Annotated in this window: 17 protein-coding genes, 1 tRNA gene and 2 pseudogenes; 6 read left to right on the top strand and 14 right to left on the bottom strand. The window is 61.1% G+C overall.

Annotated features, from left to right (window positions below; genetic code table 11):
• The first annotated feature begins 123 nt into the window (after nucleotides 1-123).
• Entirely contained in the window at nucleotides 124-1,272 is a 1,149-nt protein-coding gene (yiaY, locus tag BLP82_RS21235) for an L-threonine dehydrogenase (RefSeq protein WP_092172608.1), read from the top strand.
• On the opposite strand, the gene BLP82_RS21230 is transcribed toward yiaY, so the two are convergent.
• Together BLP82_RS21230 and BLP82_RS21225 are read right to left on the bottom strand one after the other, a co-directional pair.
• Nucleotides 1,269-2,432: an MFS transporter gene (locus tag BLP82_RS21230; protein WP_092172605.1), complete on the bottom strand. Its 1,164-nt coding sequence runs from the start codon at nucleotides 2,430-2,432 to the stop codon at nucleotides 1,269-1,271. The genes yiaY and BLP82_RS21230 overlap by 4 nt on opposite strands.
• A 13-nt stretch (nucleotides 2,433-2,445) precedes the next feature.
• A complete protein-coding gene (locus BLP82_RS21225; RefSeq protein WP_092172603.1) occupies nucleotides 2,446-3,681 on the bottom strand; it encodes an aminotransferase class I/II-fold pyridoxal phosphate-dependent enzyme in 1,236 nt (411 codons plus the stop codon).
• Between the two features lie 257 nt (nucleotides 3,682-3,938).
• Between BLP82_RS21225 and fos the strand changes: the two genes are divergently transcribed.
• The 3 genes from fos (at nucleotide 3,939) to BLP82_RS21210 (ending at nucleotide 6,712) form a co-directional block, all read left to right on the top strand.
• Nucleotides 3,939-4,355 carry a fosfomycin resistance glutathione transferase gene (fos, locus tag BLP82_RS21220; protein ID WP_092172600.1) on the top strand — a complete coding sequence of 139 codons (417 nt, stop codon included), beginning with the start codon at nucleotides 3,939-3,941 and terminating at the stop codon, nucleotides 4,353-4,355.
• Between the two features lie 175 nt (nucleotides 4,356-4,530).
• Nucleotides 4,531-5,880, top strand: a complete 1,350-nt coding sequence (locus tag BLP82_RS21215) for a sensor domain-containing protein (protein ID WP_092172597.1) — start codon at nucleotides 4,531-4,533, stop codon at nucleotides 5,878-5,880.
• A 328-nt stretch (nucleotides 5,881-6,208) separates the two neighbouring features.
• Nucleotides 6,209-6,712, top strand: a complete 504-nt coding sequence (locus BLP82_RS21210) for a DUF4142 domain-containing protein (RefSeq protein ID WP_092172594.1) — start codon at nucleotides 6,209-6,211, stop codon at nucleotides 6,710-6,712.
• A gap of 96 nt (nucleotides 6,713-6,808) precedes the next feature.
• Here BLP82_RS21210 and BLP82_RS21205 read toward each other — a convergent pair whose 3' ends face one another.
• Nucleotides 6,809-7,213 carry a low affinity iron permease family protein gene (locus BLP82_RS21205; RefSeq protein WP_060738790.1) on the bottom strand — a complete coding sequence of 135 codons (405 nt, stop codon included), beginning with the start codon at nucleotides 7,211-7,213 and terminating at the stop codon, nucleotides 6,809-6,811.
• 176 nt (nucleotides 7,214-7,389) lie between these two features.
• Between BLP82_RS21205 and BLP82_RS31225 the strand changes: the two genes are divergently transcribed.
• Nucleotides 7,390-7,536 carry a hypothetical protein gene (locus tag BLP82_RS31225; protein ID WP_170842355.1) on the top strand — a complete coding sequence of 49 codons (147 nt, stop codon included), beginning with the start codon at nucleotides 7,390-7,392 and terminating at the stop codon, nucleotides 7,534-7,536.
• Between the two features lie 120 nt (nucleotides 7,537-7,656).
• Here the strand turns inward: BLP82_RS31225 and BLP82_RS21200 are convergent, their stop codons facing one another.
• The 3 genes and pseudogenes from BLP82_RS21200 to BLP82_RS21190 form a co-directional block, all read right to left on the bottom strand.
• Complete coding sequence (locus tag BLP82_RS21200) at nucleotides 7,657-8,067, bottom strand: type II toxin-antitoxin system HicB family antitoxin (protein WP_025212335.1); 411 nt, start codon at nucleotides 8,065-8,067, stop codon at nucleotides 7,657-7,659.
• A 40-nt stretch (nucleotides 8,068-8,107) separates the two neighbouring features.
• Nucleotides 8,108-8,284: pseudogene (locus BLP82_RS21195) on the bottom strand (type II toxin-antitoxin system HicA family toxin); the annotation flags it as partial.
• 291 nt (nucleotides 8,285-8,575) lie between these two features.
• Nucleotides 8,576-9,205, bottom strand: coding sequence for a LysE family translocator (locus tag BLP82_RS21190; protein ID WP_092172591.1), 630 nt, complete (start codon nucleotides 9,203-9,205; stop codon nucleotides 8,576-8,578).
• 145 nt (nucleotides 9,206-9,350) lie between these two features.
• Here BLP82_RS21190 and BLP82_RS21185 point away from each other — a divergent pair, with 145 nt between their 5' ends.
• On the top strand, nucleotides 9,351-9,827 hold the full coding sequence (locus BLP82_RS21185; RefSeq protein WP_092172588.1) for an Lrp/AsnC family transcriptional regulator: 477 nt from the start codon (nucleotides 9,351-9,353) through the stop codon (nucleotides 9,825-9,827).
• Nucleotides 9,828-9,948: 121 nt separating this feature from the next.
• Here the strand turns inward: BLP82_RS21185 and BLP82_RS21180 are convergent, their stop codons facing one another.
• The 8 genes and pseudogenes from BLP82_RS21180 to uca form a co-directional block, all read right to left on the bottom strand.
• The gene (locus BLP82_RS21180; protein ID WP_092172585.1) at nucleotides 9,949-10,248 is read right to left on the bottom strand and encodes a DUF3077 domain-containing protein; all 300 of its coding nucleotides are present in this window, start codon (nucleotides 10,246-10,248) and stop codon (nucleotides 9,949-9,951) included.
• Nucleotides 10,249-10,983: 735 nt separating this feature from the next.
• Nucleotides 10,984-11,057: transfer RNA gene (locus BLP82_RS21175), tRNA-Gly, on the bottom strand.
• Nucleotides 11,058-11,216: 159 nt separating this feature from the next.
• Nucleotides 11,217-12,101 carry an alpha/beta fold hydrolase gene (locus BLP82_RS21170; protein ID WP_092172582.1) on the bottom strand — a complete coding sequence of 295 codons (885 nt, stop codon included), beginning with the start codon at nucleotides 12,099-12,101 and terminating at the stop codon, nucleotides 11,217-11,219.
• A gap of 311 nt (nucleotides 12,102-12,412) precedes the next feature.
• Nucleotides 12,413-13,105, bottom strand: a complete 693-nt coding sequence (locus tag BLP82_RS21165; protein WP_092172579.1) for a pseudouridine synthase — start codon at nucleotides 13,103-13,105, stop codon at nucleotides 12,413-12,415.
• A gap of 35 nt (nucleotides 13,106-13,140) precedes the next feature.
• A complete protein-coding gene (locus tag BLP82_RS21160; protein ID WP_060738783.1) occupies nucleotides 13,141-13,359 on the bottom strand; it encodes a cysteine-rich CWC family protein in 219 nt (72 codons plus the stop codon).
• A pseudogene (locus BLP82_RS21155) lies at nucleotides 13,352-13,969 on the bottom strand (GGDEF domain-containing protein); the annotation flags it as partial. The gene BLP82_RS21160 and the pseudogene BLP82_RS21155, both read right to left, overlap by 8 nt.
• Before the next feature lie 342 nt (nucleotides 13,970-14,311).
• Entirely contained in the window at nucleotides 14,312-16,090 is a 1,779-nt protein-coding gene (atzF, locus tag BLP82_RS21150; protein ID WP_092172573.1) for an allophanate hydrolase, read from the bottom strand.
• A 22-nt stretch (nucleotides 16,091-16,112) separates the two neighbouring features.
• On the bottom strand, nucleotides 16,113-19,754 hold the full coding sequence (uca, locus tag BLP82_RS21145; RefSeq protein WP_092172570.1) for an urea carboxylase: 3,642 nt from the start codon (nucleotides 19,752-19,754) through the stop codon (nucleotides 16,113-16,115).
• Between the last annotated feature and the right edge of the window lie 99 nt (nucleotides 19,755-19,853).

Below are 19,853 nucleotides of genomic sequence, written 5' to 3'. Positions count from 1 at the left end.
AACGTGGCAAAGGCAGGCCGCGACTTTATCACGCCCCAGTCTTGAGCCAGATCAAGATGCGTCGTGACTACTGGGTCATTCTGTAGGTCCTGCCGATCCGGCCTCTACCAGGAGTGTGACCCCATGAGCAGTACTTTTTTCATTCCCGCCGTGAACATCATGGGGCTGGGTTGCCTGGATGAAGCGATGACCGCCATCCGCAACTACGGCTTTCGCAAGGCGCTGATCGTCACCGACGTGGGGCTGGCGAAGGCCGGCGTCGCCAGCAAGGTGGCCGAACTGCTGGCGTTGCAGGACATCGATTCGGTGATTTTCGACGGTGCCAAGCCCAACCCGAGCATCGCCAATGTCGAGCTCGGCCTGGGTTTGTTGATGGAGAGCCGATGCGATTTCGTGGTGTCCCTGGGCGGCGGTTCCCCCCACGACTGCGCCAAGGGCATTGCGTTGTGTGCCACCAACGGCGGGCAGATCAGTGACTATGAAGGCGTCGATCGTTCGAGCAAGCCGCAATTGCCGCTGATCGCCATCAACACCACGGCCGGCACCGCCAGCGAAATGACCCGCTTTTGCATCATCACCGACGAGACACGCCACGTGAAAATGGCGATTGTCGATCGCAATGTGACCCCGCTGATGTCGGTGAACGACCCGGCGCTGATGGTGGCGATGCCCAAGGGCCTGACGGCCGCCACCGGCATGGATGCGCTGACCCATGCGATCGAGGCTTATGTGTCCACCGCCGCCAATCCGATTACCGATGCCTGTGCCCTGAAGGCCATAACCCTGATCAGTAGCAACCTGCGCCTGGCCGTGCGCGACGGCAACGATCTGGTGGCGCGGGAAAACATGGCCTACGCGCAGTTTCTTGCGGGAATGGCGTTCAACAATGCGTCGTTGGGTTTCGTGCACGCCATGGCCCATCAACTGGGTGGTTTTTACGACTTGCCTCACGGCGTGTGCAACGCGGTGTTGTTGCCCCATGTACAGAGCTTCAACGCCTCGGTGTGCGCCGCTCGCCTGAGCGATGTGGCCCATGCCATGGGCGCCGATACACGTGGCTTCAGCCCGGAAGAGGGGGCCCGGGAAGCTATTGCGATGATCCGCAGCCTGGCCCATGACGTGGAAATTCCGGCCGGTTTGCGTGACTTGGGCGTGCGCCTCAACGATGTACCGTTGCTGGCCGCCAACGCCTTGAAAGACGCGTGTGGCCTGACCAACCCACGGGCGGCGGACCAGCGGCAGATCGAAGAAATTTTCCGCAGCGCGTTCTAAGCGACCCGGGGCGGCACGAACCTCACACAGAGCATCGCCGCCGCCCCCAGCAGCGCGCACAACGCCGCCAACGGCCAGGCCTGTTGGCTCAACAACAGGCTGGCCATGGCGCCGATCACCGAGGCCATCAGTTGATGCAGGAACCCGCTCAACGCCATGGCATAAGCGCCGGCCACCGGTGAGCCTTCGTTGGCCAGGGACAGGCTGATGGGGTAGATCAACGATTGACCAAACACCGCGAAGCAATACGGCAGCCAGAAGAGCAGCGCGATGCTGCTCAGGGTGAGGCTGCCTGCCAGCATGGTCATGCTGCCGCCCAGCACCAGCACGATGCCCCAGCCCATCATTCGCCGTTGACCGGTGCGCAGCACAAACGCGTTCACCGCCAGCGCCCCGAGCAGATACGCGGCACTGATCGGCCAGCCCAGCAGGCCGTACTCGATGGCCGACCAGTGGAAGCTTTCCTGCAGGATCAGCGGCGCGGCGGTATTGAAGGCGACGATTACGCCGTAACCCAGCCCACCGGCCAAGGCCGGCAGCAGGAACGCGCGTTGCCGGAATATCTGCCCGTAGATCCCCCATGCCGATTGCCCATTGCTGGCGTGCACCAACGTCGGGAACCTGGCCCGGGACACCGCCGCTGCCATGGCCAGGCTGACGGCGCCCAAACCCTGGAAAATCGCCTCCCAGCCGAAAGCGGCCTGGATCAGCGAGCCCAGGTACTGGCCGATACCGAGGGCAATCACAAAGGCGATCGATATCCAGGACAGGGCCTTGGCCAGCAGGTCGCCGCTGAAACTGTCGCGAATCAAGACCCGCGCCATCACCGAAATACCGCTGGCACCGATGCCCTGAATCAACCTGAGCGCCAGGAACGCCTCCACGGTTGTGCCTAGCGGCAGGGCCAGGTTGCCCAGGCCGTACAGCCCCAGTGCCGCCAGCAAGACCGGCTTGCGCCCCAGGCGCTGGCTCAGGCTGCCCCACAGCAACATGGGCAGGGCCATGCCGATCAGGTACACCGACAGGCCCCAGGAAACCAGGGACGCATCGGCCCCCAGGTCCCGGGCGATGGCGGGCAGGGCCGGCAAGTAGATGCTCATGCCCAGTTGTGCCAGGAAAACGGTGGTGCAGGTAAGGATCAGGGTTGTACGGTTTTTCATCGAGCGTCTTGTCTCAAGGGCGGAGGTCACGCCCGTGGGTCAGCAGCAGTTCGGTGATCGTTTCACAAAACGAGCGAATCACGTCCGGCTCCATGTCGGCGCGCAGGGTAATGCGAATGGCAGCCTTGCCTTGGGGCACCACGGGAAAAAATACCGCCGAGGTGAAATACCCCCGTTCGGCCAGTTCGACCGCCAGGCTGTTGGCCAGGGCCGCTTCACCGCAAGGCACCATACGGATCGCCATGGGTGTGCCGCGCTGTCCGGTCCGCACGAGGCTGTCGAAGAGGCGGATATTAGCCTGCAAACGCTCCTGCAAGGCACTGAATTCGCGGCTGCGGTGCAGGCGGATCGACGCCATGCCGGCACCGATGGCCGCGGCGTTCAGGCTCTGGGACCAATTGCTCGGCCCACCGTAGCGCTGCACCAGCGCCTTGTACCGTTCACAGCCAAACATGACCAGCCCGCCACTGGCGCCGAATGACTTGGCCAGGGAGGCAACGATCAGGGTGCGCTCGTCCACCGCCGGGATGCGCGAACGGACCAGGCCGGCGCCGGATTCCCCGACGGCAGACAGGGCGTGGGAGTCGTCCAGGTAAAGAAACAAGCCATAGCGCTGCTTGAGATACATCAGGCTGTCCAGGTCCGCCATCCCGCCCATGCTGTAGGCACCGTCGGCCACATACGCCACGTCGCGCTGGCGTTTGCACACGTCTTCGATGAAATCCATGTCATTGTGCGGGCAGGTGATGACCTGGGTTTCGTCGGCACAGGCAGCCTTGCTGTGGTTCATCGAATAATGGGCCTGTTTGTCGAACACCATGACGGGCGCGCGATGGTGGGTGAATGCGCCGCTGGCCAGCAACGGCAGGATTCCGGCGCTTGCCGCACTGCAGGACAGGGCACTGAGGCAACTGGCGCCGAACAGCTCCGACAATTGGCTTTCGTACTGGTCCAGGATCGCCAGCTTGCAGCGATTCCTTGAGTTGGCGACCCGCAGGGTCCCGGCTTCCCACAGGGCGGTCATGGCGCCGTCCAGCAACGCGGGGTGATAGTCCAGGCCCAGGTAAGACGTGGTACAGAAGTGATGAAAGGTCCGGCCGTATTGGTCGACCAGCACATTGGGGGTCTTGACCTCGACATTCAGCCCTGAGATTTTTCCGGCCTCGGTGCCTTGCCAATCCTGGTCTGCGAGGGAAATGAGCTTGCGGTAGTTGGTGAAGTAATGAGGTGGTTGAGCAGTCTGGTCCATGGCGCGATTACATTCCTTGGTTGATGGAGCTGTCCGTGGTGTGTTGCGATAGTGGTGTGTTTCCAGACTTTACAGATTGTTGGGCAGGGCTTTGAATCGGCTGTTTCCGGCGTGTTTGAGTGTCACTGGAGAGTTCAACGTAGGACTTTGCCTAGGACCCTGGCCGGGGAATCCATCGGCACTGTCGGAGCTTGGGGACACCACGGATTTGCCCCAAGCCCGCTGGGTTATCACTCTTTTCTGAAGGTTGCTTGCTGATGTTCTCAGGCCTCAATCATCTGACCCTTGCCGTCACCGACCTGGATCGCAGTGTGGTTTTTTATGGCGAGCTCTTGCAGCTGCGTCTTGAGGCCAGGTGGAACAGCGGGGCGTATTTGTCGCTGCCGGGTTTGTGGTTATGCCTGTCTCTCGACCCATTGCGCAGGCCCGAGCCGACCGCGGACTACACCCATTACGCATTCAGCATCAGCGCCGAGCATTTTCCCGTGCTGGTGGCGCGGCTGCACGCGGCCCAGGTATCGTCGTGGCGAGACAACCGCAGCGAGGGTGATTCGTTCTACTTTCTCGACCCGGACGGGTACAAGCTGGAAGCCCATGTGGGCGACCTGGCGTCGCGGCTGAAGGCCTGTCGGCAGGCTCCGTATGCCGGCATGGTGTTTTTTGCGGAGCCGTAATGGGCTGTGTCGAGTTGAGTGGCAGCGCCTGCCAAGCGTTTCATCCCCTTAAGTCTGATCGCCTGCGCTATCCTCATCGGTATTGGACGCGTCGGTCTCGCTGGTTGTACAGCGTCACGAACCGACCATCGCCCGCTTCGCTCACCGTTGCATTATCCGGATGACTTCCAGCCCCATGGACACTTCAAGTTCCGCGCCGCTGGCCAGCTACATCGACCTTCTGCTGGACGCCGTGTGTGCCGTCGACGGTCAAGGGCGTTTCGTGTTTGTCAGTGCCGCCTGTGAGCGTATTTTCGGCTACACCCCGCAGGAGCTGATCGGCCAGCCGATGATCGATCTGGTGCATCCTGCCGACCGCCAGCGGACCCTCGAGGCGGCGCGGGAGATCATGGAGGGTGAGCCCAAGCTCAATTTCGAGAATCGCTACCTGCGCAAGGATGGGCGGGTGGTACACATCCTGTGGTCGGCACGCTGGTCGCCGTTGGACCAACTGCGCATTGCCGTGGCCCGGGACATCACTGAACGCAAGCAGGCCGAGTCCCGGCAGGCGGCGTTGTATGCGATTTCCGAGGCGGCCCATGCCGCGGCTGACTTGCTGGCGCTGTTCAAGCGCGTCCACCTGATTATCGGTGAGTGGCTGCCGGCGCTGAATTTCTCGGTGGCGCTGTATGACGAACAATGTTCGCAGCTGAACTTCCCCTATCACGTCGATGATCGGGAAGGGCAGCCTGAGTTGCCGGGCACGGTCACCGGGCGTTTGTGCGCCGAAGTGATTCGCAGCGGCCAGCCGATCCTGCTGACGCCCGGTGGCAGCTCTTTGCCAGCGGGGTTCGACGACCTGGTGGCGCAGCCGGACGCGCCGTGTTGGCTGGGCGTGCCGCTGAATTCGCAGAACGGCACGATTGGCGCATTGATCGTCAAGAGTGCGCCGGACAACGAGCGCTACACCGAACAGGACAAGGAACTCCTGCAATACGTCTGCGCACAGATCACCATTGCCATCGAGCGCAAGCAGTTGCATGCCCGGTTGCAGCACATGGCTCAGTACGATCAGTTGACCCAGGTGCCTAACCGCGAATTGCTCCGTGAACGTTTCAAGTGCGCACTGGCGAGCGCCCGCGCGGCATCCGGGCGCATGGCTTTGCTGTATATCGACCTGGACCGCTTCAAACAGGTCAACGACACCTATGGCCACGGAGTGGGCGACATGCTGCTACAGGCGGTGGCCAATCGTATCAAGGGCTGTATCCGCGACACCGACACCGTGGCGCGCATCGGCGGAGACGAGTTCGTGGTCCTGCTGCACAGCATCCAGGCCTTGGAGGATGCCCGCAGCGTGCAGGAAAAAATCCACCACGCACTGGTCCAGCCGCTGCGCCTGGACGGGCACTGCCTGAGCATCGAGCCGAGCATCGGCGTGGCCTGTTTCCCCGACCATGGCACTGAAGATGTCGCGCTGTTCCGTCACGCCGACGAGGCGATGTACGCCGCCAAACGCCACAATCACCGGGCGTTTGGTATTTGATAGCACGTCACCGTTCGTCGTGGCGCCAGCACCTTTCTCAAACCTTCAGCGCGTATCCCATTCCAATACAAGACGGGGCCTGCGTGCCTGGCATTCACGAATACGGAGGCCTGAACCATGCCTGGTTCAAGCAATGTTTATCCGACAAACATTGCTCATGATCGAACGAAGGTGTCCGAAGCAGGTCGCAAAGGTGGGAGAACCACCATCACGATCGTCGATAGAAGCCCGTCGAAAGCCGGATCGGACGTCTCGTTGAATATTCATGGCTGGTTCTGATTCAACGGTGGATAACCCACCAGAACTTTTATCAGAGGAGGGCGTGACCATGAGCCGTATGGCCAGCTTTTTTCGCACCACCAGTCTCGTCGTGCTGATGGGCCTGGGTGCCAACAGTGCCTGGGCCCAATCGCCTGCCGAATTCATCGATGATGCTTCCGCCAAGGGCATGGCCGACATCGAGACAAGTCGCATGGCCCACGGAAAAGCCGAATCCAGGGAGGTCAAGGACTACACCATTATGGTGATCAACGACCGTACCACCGCCAATCAGCATCTGGCGAAGATTGCCAAGAAGCTCGACTTGCCTGTCGCCCCCCGGGAGGAAGTGGCCGACAAGGCCAAGGCGTTGATGCCACAGGTCAATGAAGGCGAGTCGTTCGAAGCGGCGTATGCCGCCAGCCAGGTCAAGGCTACCGAAGAGGCCATCGCGCAAATCCAGCAGCAGGCCCAGACCACCGAAGTACCAGAGATCAAGGCCTTCGCTGACGAAACCCTGCCCAAGTTGCAGACCCATCTCGAAATGGCCAGGGCGCTGCAGGCCAGCCGTTGACCTGCCGCATCTGTTTTTACATTCAGGACCGGGGCGCCAGCGTCCCGGTTGATTTTGCCCGCCGAAAAAAGGCCTGACAGCACTCGTGCATAGGCATCAGCACTGGTTCAGGTCGATCTTGTTTTTTTGTTCCAAGCCGTCAAGGCTCTTGGCCTCGTCTTTGCCCATGTCCTGGTAGTGCTTTCTCAGCGCTTCCAGTTGCTTGAGGTCCAGCGACTCGAGGCCGAGCATTGCGTTCTGTGCATCCTTGGTCGCCCGCAATAATTCGTCGACCTTGAGATGCAGGATGTCCGTGTCGCGGTTCTGCGTATTCTGGATCAGGAACACCATGAGGAAGGTGATGATGGTGGTCGAGGTGTTGATGATCAATTGCCAGGTGTCGTTGAAACCGAAGAAAGGTCCGCTGGCTGCCCACAGTGCCAACAACACGATGGCCCCCAGGAATGTCTTGGGGCTCCCCGCCCAGAGGGCCAGTTTTTGAGCGATTTTTGCGAACGCCATTGCCGTGTTTCCTTATTGGATGCACCTGTCTGGTGTGACAGCAACGAGGCGGTGAAAATTCTACTTACATTTCAGTCGCCAGCATCCGTCGACGTTCATCGTCCGGCACGACGACAGTCGCAACCATTGCCGCTCTCGCAGGTCACTGCTCAAAGCCCTCGGCATCGGAGTACAACATGAATATCGCCCGCACTTTTTGCCTTGCCTGCTGCTTGTTCGCCCTGCAAGGCTGTTTCGACAACTCGGATAACGAGACCAAGGACAACACCGACGGCACCAAGTCTTCGGTGCAGATGCAGGAGTCCGGGGCGGAGAAAAAATAGCCGTCTGGCTGAGTCCTGTGGGAGCGAGCTTGCTCGCGATGGCGTCAGATCAGCAGCATCCATGTTGGCTGACAGGGCGCTATCGCGAGCAAGCTCGCTCCCACCGGTGGTGGCGGCTTCTCACCGGCCTTGTTGCAACACCTTCAGCGCTGCCGAAGCCAGGAAGCCGGAGCGGCTCTTCTCTTCAGGATGGTGCAGCACGTATTCATCTATACGATTGAGCAGATAACCGGGCAACGTGATGTTGAGTTTCTGCGCCTTGCCCAGGTATTTGGTCACATCAATGTCCACCAGTGCCCAAGTGCAGCCGGCATATTTTGGATTGGCCGCATGCAGAGTGACGGTGTTGGCTGGAGGAATTGCCGAACCGTCCTCGGCCAGAATCTCGAAGTGCCCCTCAATGGCCTCGCGGGCCATCGCCATGGCGTCGTCCAGATCGTCGCCTGCGGAGAAGCAACCGGGAATATCAGGCACTTCAACACCCCAGGCGTGCTTGTCATCGCCCATGGAAATCGCAATCGGGTAAAGCATATTCATCGTCCTCCGGGAACGCAGGGCAACGGGCCGGCTGGAGCAGCGCCTGTTGCAAGATACTGATGGCCGTTTTCTTGAGCAGGTCCTTCTTCGGATGAGGAACCGTGACCAATCCCGGTTTGGTCGGGTGCTTGAAGTGATGATGACTGCCCCGAACCCGCACCAGATACCAACCGTCTGCAATGATTTGGCTTATCAAGAATCGGCTATTCACAACACCTCCGTGTGGTGTGCTTGGTGGGTACTATACCTACTGAATTTTAATGATCAACACTATAACCACCAAGAGCGACACTGGTGGGTAGGTGAGCTGATTGGACAGAAGTGTAGAAGCCGCGCCCGGCAAGGGGAGCGGCTAGGTGAGTGGGGTTATTTCGGGATGTGAGGAAGGGTAAAAAATATGACCGTGGAGAGGGAGCTTGCTCCCGCTGGGCTGCGTAGCAGCCCAAGTTTCAGCCCAGTTCGCTTCGCTCCAGGTCCCGTCCGACCAGCTTATCCACAGGCACTAGGCCTGCTGCACAAACGTCAGTCGCACCGCAAATCCAATCAAAAGACTCCCAAACAACCATTGCTGAACACGCTGGGCCGAAGGCGAGCGTTGAAGCCAGCGCCCAAGCGCGACACCTACCAGCGCGTAGGCGCTATCAAACAACAAACCCACGCTGACCAACACCACGCCCAGGGTCGCAAACTGCTCCAGCACCGGTCCGCCCTGTGGATCGATGAACTGCGGCAACAACACCGAGCAAAACAGCAATGCCTTCGGGTTGAGCAAATTGGTCAGCAGCCCACGCCGAATCGCCTGATACCAACGCCGCTTTCCGGCCTCGATACCGGCTCCTTCAAAACTCGGCAACAACGTGGTCCTCAGGCATTGAAACCCGATCCATAACAGATAGGCAGCCCCGGCCAGGCGTACCGCGTCAAAGGTCCAGGGCGCAGTCTTGAACAATGCCGAAAGCCCCAATGCGGCCAGCGCGACATGACATCCCCGGGCGACGCCCAGGCCCACCGCCGTCGCCAGTGCCGTGCCCTTGCCCTGACGGGCACCGGTTTGCAGCAGCAGGATCATGTCCGGCCCAGGCAGCACATACACCACCATCAAGGCCATCAGGAACAACCAGAGCTCTGCCATGCCACATCCCCCTTCATCGACGATTCGGTAGCGTCAGTCTAGGGCCGAGGGGCAGGGCAGGTGGTTGCGAAGTCAGCTTCTAAAGCTTTTGAAATTGGCATAACCTGCCATGTAATCGCGTCATTCCATCGGGAAATGCCAATTCATGAAACTGGATGCCTTCGACCGCAAAATCCTCGCCGCGCTGCAGCGCGATGGTCGCCTGAGCAACGTGCAACTGGCCGAAGAAATCGGCCTGTCCGCCTCCCCATGCCTGCGCCGCGTGCGGATGCTTGAAGAAGCCGGAGTGATTCGCGGCTATCAAGCCGTCCTCGACCGCGACGAAGTGGGCCTTGGGCTGACGATTTTTGTCGGGGTCAAGGTTGAACGGCATAACGACGAACAAGCCGAAGCGTTTCGCCAGGCGGTCACGGCATTGCCGGAGGTGATCTCGGCGTTCCTGGTCTCAGGCGAATCGGATTTCCTGTTGCAAGTGGTGGTGCCGGATCTGCGGGCCTACGACCGATTCCTCACCGGGCGCTTGCTGAAGTTGCCGGGGGTGAGTGACATCCGGAGCAACTTTGCGATTCATACGGTGAAGACGCCGGGGGCGTTGCCGTTGGGGCATTTGCCTGGCGGCTGAGCAATGAACGACACAAGTAGGTAGCCAAGATACAAAAAGCCCCGCTGCGAAAAACGCCGGGGCTTTTTGGTTTGTCGTTAGGTGGGAGTCTGCGGCTCCCATTCTCAAACGTACGGTCTATCTATTGTTTCTCGGCTTTTTTTCTAACTTCAACTTCCGATCTAGGCGTAATGACTTTCACAACGTCATCGATCACCGCCTTGCTCATCTCCAACAAAAAATGCGCAGCCCAGGCGTAGCGGTCGGTGCTCTTCTCAAACGCCGCGTCTTCGGCAGGCCGGTGAGCCAGATGCAAAAGATCCGATGCTCGTTCCAATGCTTCTTGGATGGGAACGCCGCCGTTGACACGGAACAGTGCTCGATCAGCGGAATAGTTGAAGGGGGTGTAGCCGATGGTTTTGAGCGTCGTATCTTCGTTCATGGCCTGCCTCCGAAGATTGGGAGGTCGTTGGCCCGAAGCTGAAGCTTGGTTTGGTAAGCGCGGAAATAGGATGGAATTACGTTTCGCATAGATTCACTCCTTGACTTGAGAAACCGCCGCCATCCTTTCCTAGATTCGGGTGGCGGCCGTACGTGGGCTAGGAACCGGGAATCAAGGCACCCGGCACACCCGAGGGTGTCCCACGCACAGCCGCCATAAAACATCATCGCAAACACAAAAAGCGCCTGCAATTTTTATGGGGCGCTGTGCGCCTTGAATTCAACGGGTTCCTAGGCCCGGTCGCTGAATTTGCAGCGACGTCTGGGAGAGTAGCCATCGAAGGGCAAGGGCAACAAGGCGAAAACTCGCCGAAAAGTAAGGTAAGCGCACCCCCTACACAGTTTTCGGATTCTGCCTACAAATCTTCCGGGCCATGCGATATGTGGCGAGGGAGCTTGCTCCCGCTGGGCTGCGCAGCAGCCCCCCTCTCATGAGCGCTTCGCACTCAAGCGGGAGCAAGCTCCCTCGCCACGGGACTCATTTTTCTCATTACTATGTCCGTGGAAATGGGGACGTATTTATTTTTGACGTATGACGTAGACGGGAAGCCATCTATCTACGCTCGGAGATCACCTCACACTTTCCCGAATATCAGCCATAAAAAAACCGGCCACCATGGGCCGGTTTTTTAATCCCCCCGTCAAAAAACATACGACAGGGGGACCAGAATTCGATTGGAGCGGGTGAAGGGAATCGAACCCTCGTTATCAGCTTGGGAAGCTGGAGTAATGCCATTATACGACACCCGCTCAGAGCGGCTGACTTTGTACCAGATGTGGCCACGGATTTGAAGTTTTTCTTTACGTGCGGCGAGGTCACTCGTCTACGCAAGGCTCAAACCAGAGCGGTCGTTGGCGGGCAAGCCCCTGTGCTGATGGGGGAAGGGGCTTGCTCGCCAGGACTCGGTTTCAGATAGCCAGTGCATGGTAGTCCTGCACGTAGCTGTAGCGCGGTCGGCTTTCGTGGTGTTCCGGTGTGAGGAAACCCAGCAAGGCGTTGCGGCTGTCGCGGCAGGCGGCTTTGTGTTCCATGTCCAGGAAGTGCCCGGTGGCTTGCAGCGTGCTGAAGGTGCTGTGCTCGACGTGGTTGGCGAACAGCCTGGCGTCGACGGCCGAGGTGTATTCGTCCCATTCGCCATTCAGGAACAGTACCGGCACGTTGATTTTCCTAGCCGCATTGACGTAGCACTGCTGGTCGCTGTGGAGCACGTCGGTGATGTGGAAGTGCATCTGCCCGTACTCATGCTCGGCCAAACTGCTGACATGGCGATAGTTGAAGCGCTTGAACAGCGGCGGCAGATGCTTGCCGATGGTGCTGTTGACCAAGTGCCCGACACGGTCGCCGTCCAGGCTGCCCAGGTAATCCACGCCGCGTTCCAGGTAGTCGCGCATCGGCGCATTGAGCACCGGTGAGAACGAGCTGATCACTGCTTTTTCGATGCGCCTTGGCCGATGGGCCAGGGCGCTCAGCGTGGCGGCGCCGCCCCAGGAAAACGACAGCACGTGCTCGGCGGCGAAATGGTCGATCAGCTCCAGGAGGATCTGCCCTTCGATCTCCTTCGTCAGCATTTTCTCGTGGCGATTGTGGGCCTTGGACTTGCCCGCATAGGGCTGGTCGTACAGCACGACATTGAATTGCGGGTAGAGGTTTTTGGCGGTCTGAGCAAACGACGCAGTGGTGGCCATTGAGCCGTTGACCAGGATGATGGTCTTTTGTGCGGCGTCTGCGCGATAGAACTCCGTGTAAACCCGATACTGACCCTGTATATCCAGCACAGCGATTTCTGGCCTCATGTCATAAGACTCCTGGCAAGCGGGTATGCGCGCAATGAGATTGCACGGGCAATGTGACAGGTAGGCATACGCCTGGAATATAAGGCCCATGTCGATCCAAGGAAGACGGTCGACGGGTGTTGTTATAGGCGGGCAGTTTGCCGGGCGGACAAGGCGGAACCTGAGGGTTCCCGCCGGCAAAAAGTTTCTTGGAAGTATGTGGTGACTCATCGGTCACATTTCGGCCGACGGTTTGATTCAAGCAGGGGGGCGACCGTTGCGCAAGTACCTGTCGGAAAATTGTTCGACACTTCTGCCCGACGGTCATCGACTCAGATCAGGCTGACCTCCTCAGGCGTCAAGGCGCGGTACTGACCGGGCTCAAGGTTGGCGTCCAGCAGCAGTGGCCCCATGCATTCACGGTGCAGGCGCAGCACCTTGTTGTCGAAGTGGCCGAACATGCGTTTGACCTGGTGGTAGCGCCCTTCAACGATGCTCAAGCGCGCCGATTTTTCCCCCAGCAGCGTCAGTTCTGCCGGCTGGGTGGTGAGGTCTTCGAAGGCGAAATACAGGCCTCGGGCGAAGGTGTCGGCATATTCGGCCGTGATGGTTCGCTCGGTTTCGACGTAGTAGACCTTGGGCAGCTTGGTCTGCGGTTGGGTCAGGCGCCGCGACCAGCTGCCGTCATTGGTGATCAGCATCAGCCCGGTGGTGTTGAAATCCAGGCGCCCGGCGATGTGCAGGTCGTCCTTGTCCGGTTCGTCCAGCCAGTCGAGGACGGTGGGGTGTTGCGGATCGCGAGTGGCACTGACGCAGCCGGGCGGCTTGTGCAGCATGAAGTAGCGCGCCGGTCGGCCGGTTTGCAGCACTTCGTCGTCGACTTCGACGCGACTGAATTCTCGTACCGGTGCATGGGGATCGTTGACGGTCTGGCCGTCGATTCGCACCCGACGCTCCACCAGCAACAGGCGCACTTGTTGGCGATTGAATCGCGGCAGATTACTGAGGAAACGGTCGACGCGCATGGGCAGTTCAGGCAGGGCAGCGGAGGGTGGGTATCTTACGCGATCGGTTGGGGCTTGGCGCGCAACTGGGCTTGGACCTGGGCGCAGCGTGGGCACAGGCAGGACTGATCACGCAGTTCGGCCGGCAATGCTTCAAGCACGGCCGGGTCGATGCTCACGCCATAACACCAGCAGGCCCGGTCGGCGGTTCGTGGGTCGGCCAGGGTGCAGTCGTTGGTGCCGCCGCAGGCCGGGCAAAGGTCGGGTTTATTCATAACTGGAGTGAGGCATGTCCACGCAGGTTCGGTTGCCCCCGGTCTGCCGGGCGCGTTGCAACGCATGATCGGTCCGCGACAGCAAGCTGTGCAAGGTATCTTCGTCCTGCAAGGTGGTGAGGCCGAGGCTGACGGTGACCAGCAATTGTTTACCGCTGCAGAAATAGCGCTGCTTTTCGATGTGCTGACGAATTTTCTCCGCGATTTTCAGACCGGTCTGGCCGTCGGTGTCCTTGAGCAGGACGACAAAGGCTTCGGCGCTCCAGCGACAGACGATGTCCGAATGCCGCAGGCTCTCAGTCAGGCTGCGGGCGAACCCGGTCAACAGTTGATCGGTGGCGATATGACCGTGGGTGGTGTCCAGCCGCTTGAAGTCGTCCAGTTCCACCAGCAGCGCCGTCAAGGGTCTGGGCTCGCGCTGGGCTTCGTGAAGGGCTTGCACGGCCAGCAGGTCGAAGCCACGGCGGTTCGGCAATTCGGTCAGGCTGTCGAGGGTGGCCTGGGCGTCGATGCGTTGCTGGTAGTTGTTGATCAGCCGACAAAGAATGGCCAGGACCGCCAGCGTCACGAGCAGGCCGACCAGCAGGTTCACGTACAGCGTCTTGAGAATGTGATCGCGTATCGAGGTATGGGCGGCGTAATAGCCCAACAATGAAATGATCAGGAAGCTTGTACCAAGCAACGCCACCACGACCAGCAGCGGCTTGCGCTGGGAATACAACGGCGAACGAAGCGACATGGCGATTCCCTTGGCTAGGACCCAATGGAGTCAGTTTAGTGGCCTTGTGGGAAAAGACAGTCGAATTTGCAGGTTTGCAAGATTGTGGCGAGGGGATTTATCCCCGTTGGGCCGCGAAGCGGCCCCAATGCACTCTGTCTGATACACCACGCTGACAGGTTTTGGGGCTGCTGTGCAGCCAGCGGGGATAAATCCCCTCGCCACAGGTACTGTTTACTCAAGGGTAATTAGATAAGCCCGCCATCCTCCCAGATGGCTGATGTCCTGAGCGCCCTCCAAACCATACGAATCACAGATGAATCCGCTCTCCCAGCGCCCATCGGCCAGTTGCACCTTGCCCAGCCCCAACGGTGCGGGAATGCCCGTCAGGAATGAGCCCAGTTCACTGCTCGGCAGCTCCCAGACTTCGACCTCGATCGCCACGCCGCCTTCACGAACCCGAACCATGCCGGGTCGCAAGGGTGGGCCGCCGGCCAAGGCGTGGAGGCGGTAGTCCGGCGAGCTTTGGGTGGCCTCGATCAGCCGGGCGCCGCGTTGCTTGAGCTGCCAGTTCAGTGCCAACCCGTCCAGGTGTGCGCCGCACACGACCAGCCGCGCTCGGTCGTGGCGCGCCGGGTGGGCGGGCACGGGCAAGGTCTTGTCCTGTTGACGCTGCAAGGCATCGGCCAGGCTCAAGAGGTATTGATCGGTGAAGGCTCGACCGAACAGCGTCACGCCCCAGGGCAAGCCGTTGGTCATGAGCGCGCTGGGAACGGCGACGGCGGCGTAGTCCAGCAGGTTCATGAAATTGGTGTAGTAACCCAGTTCCGAGTTGCGTAGCACCGGTTCGGCGGCCAGTTCGGCGAGGGTCACTGGCCGGCCGATGGTCGGTGTGAGTACGCAGTCAAGCGCGTCCATGGCCCGGTCGCATTGAGCTTTGAGCGCTTGCAAACGGTAGCGGGCGCGGAAGGTTTGTACGCCATCTACCGTAGGCGCTTTCGCCAATACGGCGCGGATGACGGGTAGGACGGCGTCGGGCTCGCGCTCCATCAATGGGCCGGCAACGCTGTAGCGTTCAGCCACCCAAGGGCCCTCATAAAGCAGTCGTGCGGCTTCCAGGAACGGCGACAGGTCCAGTTCCACGGCTTCGCCGCCCAGACGTTCGAGTCGCTCGATGGCATCCAGAAACAGGTGCGGACCTTCAGGACAACCGAAAAACGCCAGGTCCTGCTGGCGCGGTACGCCGAAGCGAAAGCGCCGAGGCGCGCCGAACGCAGAGCCGTCGTTCCACTGCGGGTTGTGGCGGCTGTAGTCGTCACGAGGGTCTGGACGGGCCGTCAGCGCCAATAGCTGGCTGGCTTCCTTGGCCGTCGCCGTGAAGGTCGTGACGCAGTCCAGCGTGCGACAGGCCGGGACCACGCCTGCCGTGGAGATCAACCCCAGGGTGGCCTTCATGCCCACCAGATTATTCAGTGCAGCGGGCACCCGGCCGGATCCGGCGGTATCGGTGCCCAAGGCAAAACTCGCCACGCCCAAGGCCACGGCCAGCGACGAGCCGGCGCTCGAACCGCCTGCCGGATAGTCCGGCAACACGCTGTTGCGGCAGGCGCCGTAGGGCGAGCGAGTGCCATTGAGCCCGGTGGCGAACTGGTCGAGGTTGGTCTTGCCCAGGGGGATCGCGCCCAGTGCCAGCAACTGCTCGACGATGGTCGCCGAGCGTGGCGGCACATAGGCAAACGCCGGGCAGGCTGCAGTGGTCGGAATGCCGGCCAGGTCGATGTTGTCCTTGATGGCGAAAGGTACGCCGTACAAGGGGAGGCTCTCCAGGTCGCGGCCTTCCAACGCGGCCAGGTAGGGCTCCAGTTCCTCGACCGTCAGCAGGTGGATGAACAGGTGATAGTCCGGGTTCAGCGCCGCGGCTTTTTCCCGCAGCTCCAACAGCAATGTCCGAGGCGTCAGTTCGCCGCTGCGGTAGGCATTGCGCAGGTCGTCCAAGCGAAGCGAAAGGTTCATGGTGTTAATCCTTTGATTGAGTTCAGTCACGTTCCAGCACCACGACGCGTTGTCCGGCGCGCACCGCCGAACCGGCCTGGACGCGCACCTCGCGCACCACGCCGGCCACGGGTGCCAGCAGCGGAATTTCCATCTTCATCGACTCCAGGATGACCAGCACATCACCGGCGGCCACCCGCGTGCCAACGTCGACCTGGACTTGCCAGAGGTTGCCAGCGATGTGGCTGTCGACGCTCAGTTGACCTTCGGTCAGCAGCGAATCTTCGCTCGGCGCGATGGCCGGTTCTTCACTGTCGAAATGTGCCTGGCCACTGGCGATCCAACGCTCGCGCTCGGCCTCGAAGGCACTTTGTTGCTGGCGGCGGAACGCGGCGATGCTGTTCGCTTCCTGCACCAGGAAACGCTGGTAGTCAGCGAGGTTGAGCTGGCTATGCTCGATCTCCAGGTCGAAGCGGCCCAGGGGGAATTCGCGGCGGATGTGCAGCAACTCATCGGCGCTGACCGGGTAGAAGCGGATCTGATCGAAGAACCGCAGCAACCAGGGTTTGCCGTCGAATGCGGCGACCTCCCGATAACGGTTCCACATCTGCAATGTGCGCCCGACGAACTGATAGCCGCCAGGCCCTTCCATGCCGTACACGCACATGTAGGCGCCGCCGATGCCCACCGAGTTTTCCGCGGTCCAGGTCCGGGCCGGGTTGTATTTGGTGGTCACCAGTCGATGGCGAGGGTCGAGCGGTGTGGCGACCGGCGCGCCGAGGTAGACGTCCCCCAGGCCCATGACCAGGTAGCTGGCGTCAAACACCGTGCGTTGCACCTCGTCGAGGTTGGGCAGGTCGTTGATGCGTCGAATGAACTCCAGGTTGCTCGGGCACCAGGGCGCGTCCTTGCGCACGGTGGTCATGTATTTTTCAATGGCCAGCTGACAGGCCGGGTCATCCCAGGACAGCGGCAGGTGGACGATGCGCGACGGTACTTGCAGGTCCTGGGCGGCGCACACGGCGTCCCACTCGCCGGCGACGATGCTCAGTAGATCGGCCAGGGGCAGTTGTTCGGGTTGATAGTGCACTTGCAGCGAGCGAATGCCCGGCGTCAGGTCGATCACACCGTGCAATTGTTTGTGTTCCAAAGCCTGCATCAAGGCATGGGCGCGAAAGCGCAGCACCAAGTCCAGTTCGGGGGCGCCGATTTCCAGCAGCAGGTGGGTGTCGCCGGCTAATCTCGCCACCATCCGGGTATCGTCCTGGCCGATATCCAATACCACAGGCGACACCATCCCCTGTGGGAGCGGGCTTGCTCGCGAAAGCGATGGCACATTCAGCATTGATGTATCAGACAGACCGCTTTCGCGAGCAAGCCCGCTCCCACAGTTAGCGTATTCCAAGGCAAGTGAGCGGGCTGTCTTCAGGTCCACCGGCACAAACCGCACCTTGTCCCCAGCCTTGAGTTGCCCCAACTGCCAGAGATCCGCTTCGATCACCGTCACCGGGCAGACGAAACCGCCCAGGCTCGGGCCGTCGGGGCCGAGGATGACGGGCATGTCGCCGGTGAAGTCCACGGCGCCGATGGCGTAGGGGTTGTCATGGATGTTGGAAGGATGCAGCCCGGCCTCGCCACCGTCGGCGCGAACCCATTCAGGTTTCGGCCCGATCAGTCGGACGCCGGTGCGGCTGGAGTTGAAGTGCACTTCCCAGGCGGTGTCGAAGAACGTCTGGATGTAGCGCTCGGTGAAGTATTCGGGCGCGCCGTGGGGGCCGTAGATCACGCGGATCAGGCGCACGCTCGGCAGTTCCAGGATCGGTGCGCTCGTTGGCGGCAGCGTCGTGTGCTCATCCAGCGGCACCAGATGCAACACGTCGCCGGTACACAATGCCCGTCCGCCATGGCCGCCGAACTGACCGAGGGTAAACGTGCTTTTGCTGCCCAGGTAATCCGGTACTTGTACGCCACCCTGCAGGCACAGGTAGCTGCGCGCCCCGGCACCGGAAATATTGCCGATGGCGAGGGTGGCGCCGGCAGCGATCGACAACGGGGTGTTCATCGGTACGGCTTCACCGTCGAGCGTGAGGGCAATCACCGCACCGGTCACCGCCACCCGGGCATCGCAGTTGAAACGCAGCAGCGGCCCGTTCATGGTGATCTCCAATGCCGCCGCACCTTCTTCATTGCCCAGCAGGCGATTGCCCAGGCGCAACGAACGGCTGTCCATCGGTCCTGACGGCGGCACCCCCACCGCCCAATAACCGAGGCGGCCGGGATAGTCCTGGACACTGGTCTGGGTGCCGGGGCTGAGCACTTCAACGGTGTGGGCACGGTAGACCAACGCGTCCAGGCAGCGGGTCCAGGGCTGGCCGTTGGCAAACGGTGCATCGAGGAGAATCTGTTGCAGGTAGTCGCGATTGGTTTCGACGCCGTACAGCAGGCTTTCGTCCAGCGCTTGGTGCAAGCCCAGGCGGGCCTGCTCGCGGGTTGGCGCCCAGCGAATGACCTTGGCGATCATCGGGTCGAAGTAGGGCGGGATCTGGCAACCGGCCTCGACCCAGGTGTCGATGCGCAACTGTTTGCCGTCGGCCTCGGGGAATTTCACGGCGGTCAAAAGCCCAGGGCTTGGCTGGAAGTCCCGGCCTGGATCCTCGGCATACAAGCGGGCCTGGATCGCGTGCCCCTCGGCTTTTAAACCCTCGCTCAATTCGTTCAGTGGCGGCAGTTCTCCTGCGGCCAGTTGCACCATCCAGCGCACCAGGTCCACGCCCCACACCTGTTCGGTGACACCGTGCTCCACTTGCAGGCGGGTGTTCACTTCCAGGAAATAGAAGCGCCCGGCGTCGCTGTCGAACACGAATTCCACGGTGCCGGCGCTGCGGTAGTTCACCGCCCGGGCCAGTTGGATCGCCGCTGCGCAGAGTTCGTCGGCCATGCCCTCGGGCAGGTTGGGGGCCGGCGTTTCCTCGATGACTTTCTGGTTGCGCCGTTGCACCGAGCAGTCGCGCACGCCCAGGGCGATCACCTGGCCCTGGCCATCGCCGAACACCTGCACCTCCAGATGCCGCGCGCGTTCGATGTACTTCTCGATGAATACGCCGGCGTCGCTGAAGTTGTTCTGACCCAGGCGCTTGACCGCTTCGAAGGATTCGCTCAGCTCGGCGGCGCTGCGACACACACGCATGCCGATGCCGCCACCGCCGGCTGTGCTTTTGAGCATCACCGGATAGCCAATCCGGGCTCCGGCCAACAGTGCGGTGTCGAGGCTGTCGAGCAGTTCGGTGCCTTCGAGCAGGGGCACGCCGTGCCGGCGCGCCAAGTCTCGGGCGGTGTGCTTGAGACCGAACACGCGCAGTTGTTGTGGCGTCGGACCAATGAAGGCGATCCCGGCCGCTTCGCAGGCTTCGGCGAAGGCTGCGTTTTCCGAGAGAAAACCGTAGCCGGGATGAATCGCCGTCGCGCCGCTGCTTTTGGCAATCGCCAGGAGCTTGTCCACCGCCAGATACGTATTGGCCGCCGCGCCTTCGCCCAGGCTGTGGGCTTCGTCGGCCTGCAGGATATGCAGGCTGGCGGCGTCGGCTTGGGAATACACCGCCACGCCGTGGACCTTCAGTTCGCCCAAGGTCCGCAGGATGCGGCAAGCGATGGCGCCACGGTTGGCGATGAGGATTTTTTCGAACATGGCATTGCCCCCTCAGGCATGAGTGCTGCCTGAACTGGGATGCGGGCCGTCCCGCAGTTTTCGATGGCCGCCGGGGTCGTCCCAGGCGGCGAAATAATC

The sequence above is a fragment of the Pseudomonas sp. NFACC37-1 genome (genome assembly GCF_900101575.1).
Lineage (GTDB): Bacteria > Pseudomonadota > Gammaproteobacteria > Pseudomonadales > Pseudomonadaceae > Aquipseudomonas > Aquipseudomonas fluorescens_AA.
The sequence above is the reverse complement of the archived record's forward strand: the minus strand, read 5'-3'. Positions and strand labels throughout refer to the sequence as shown.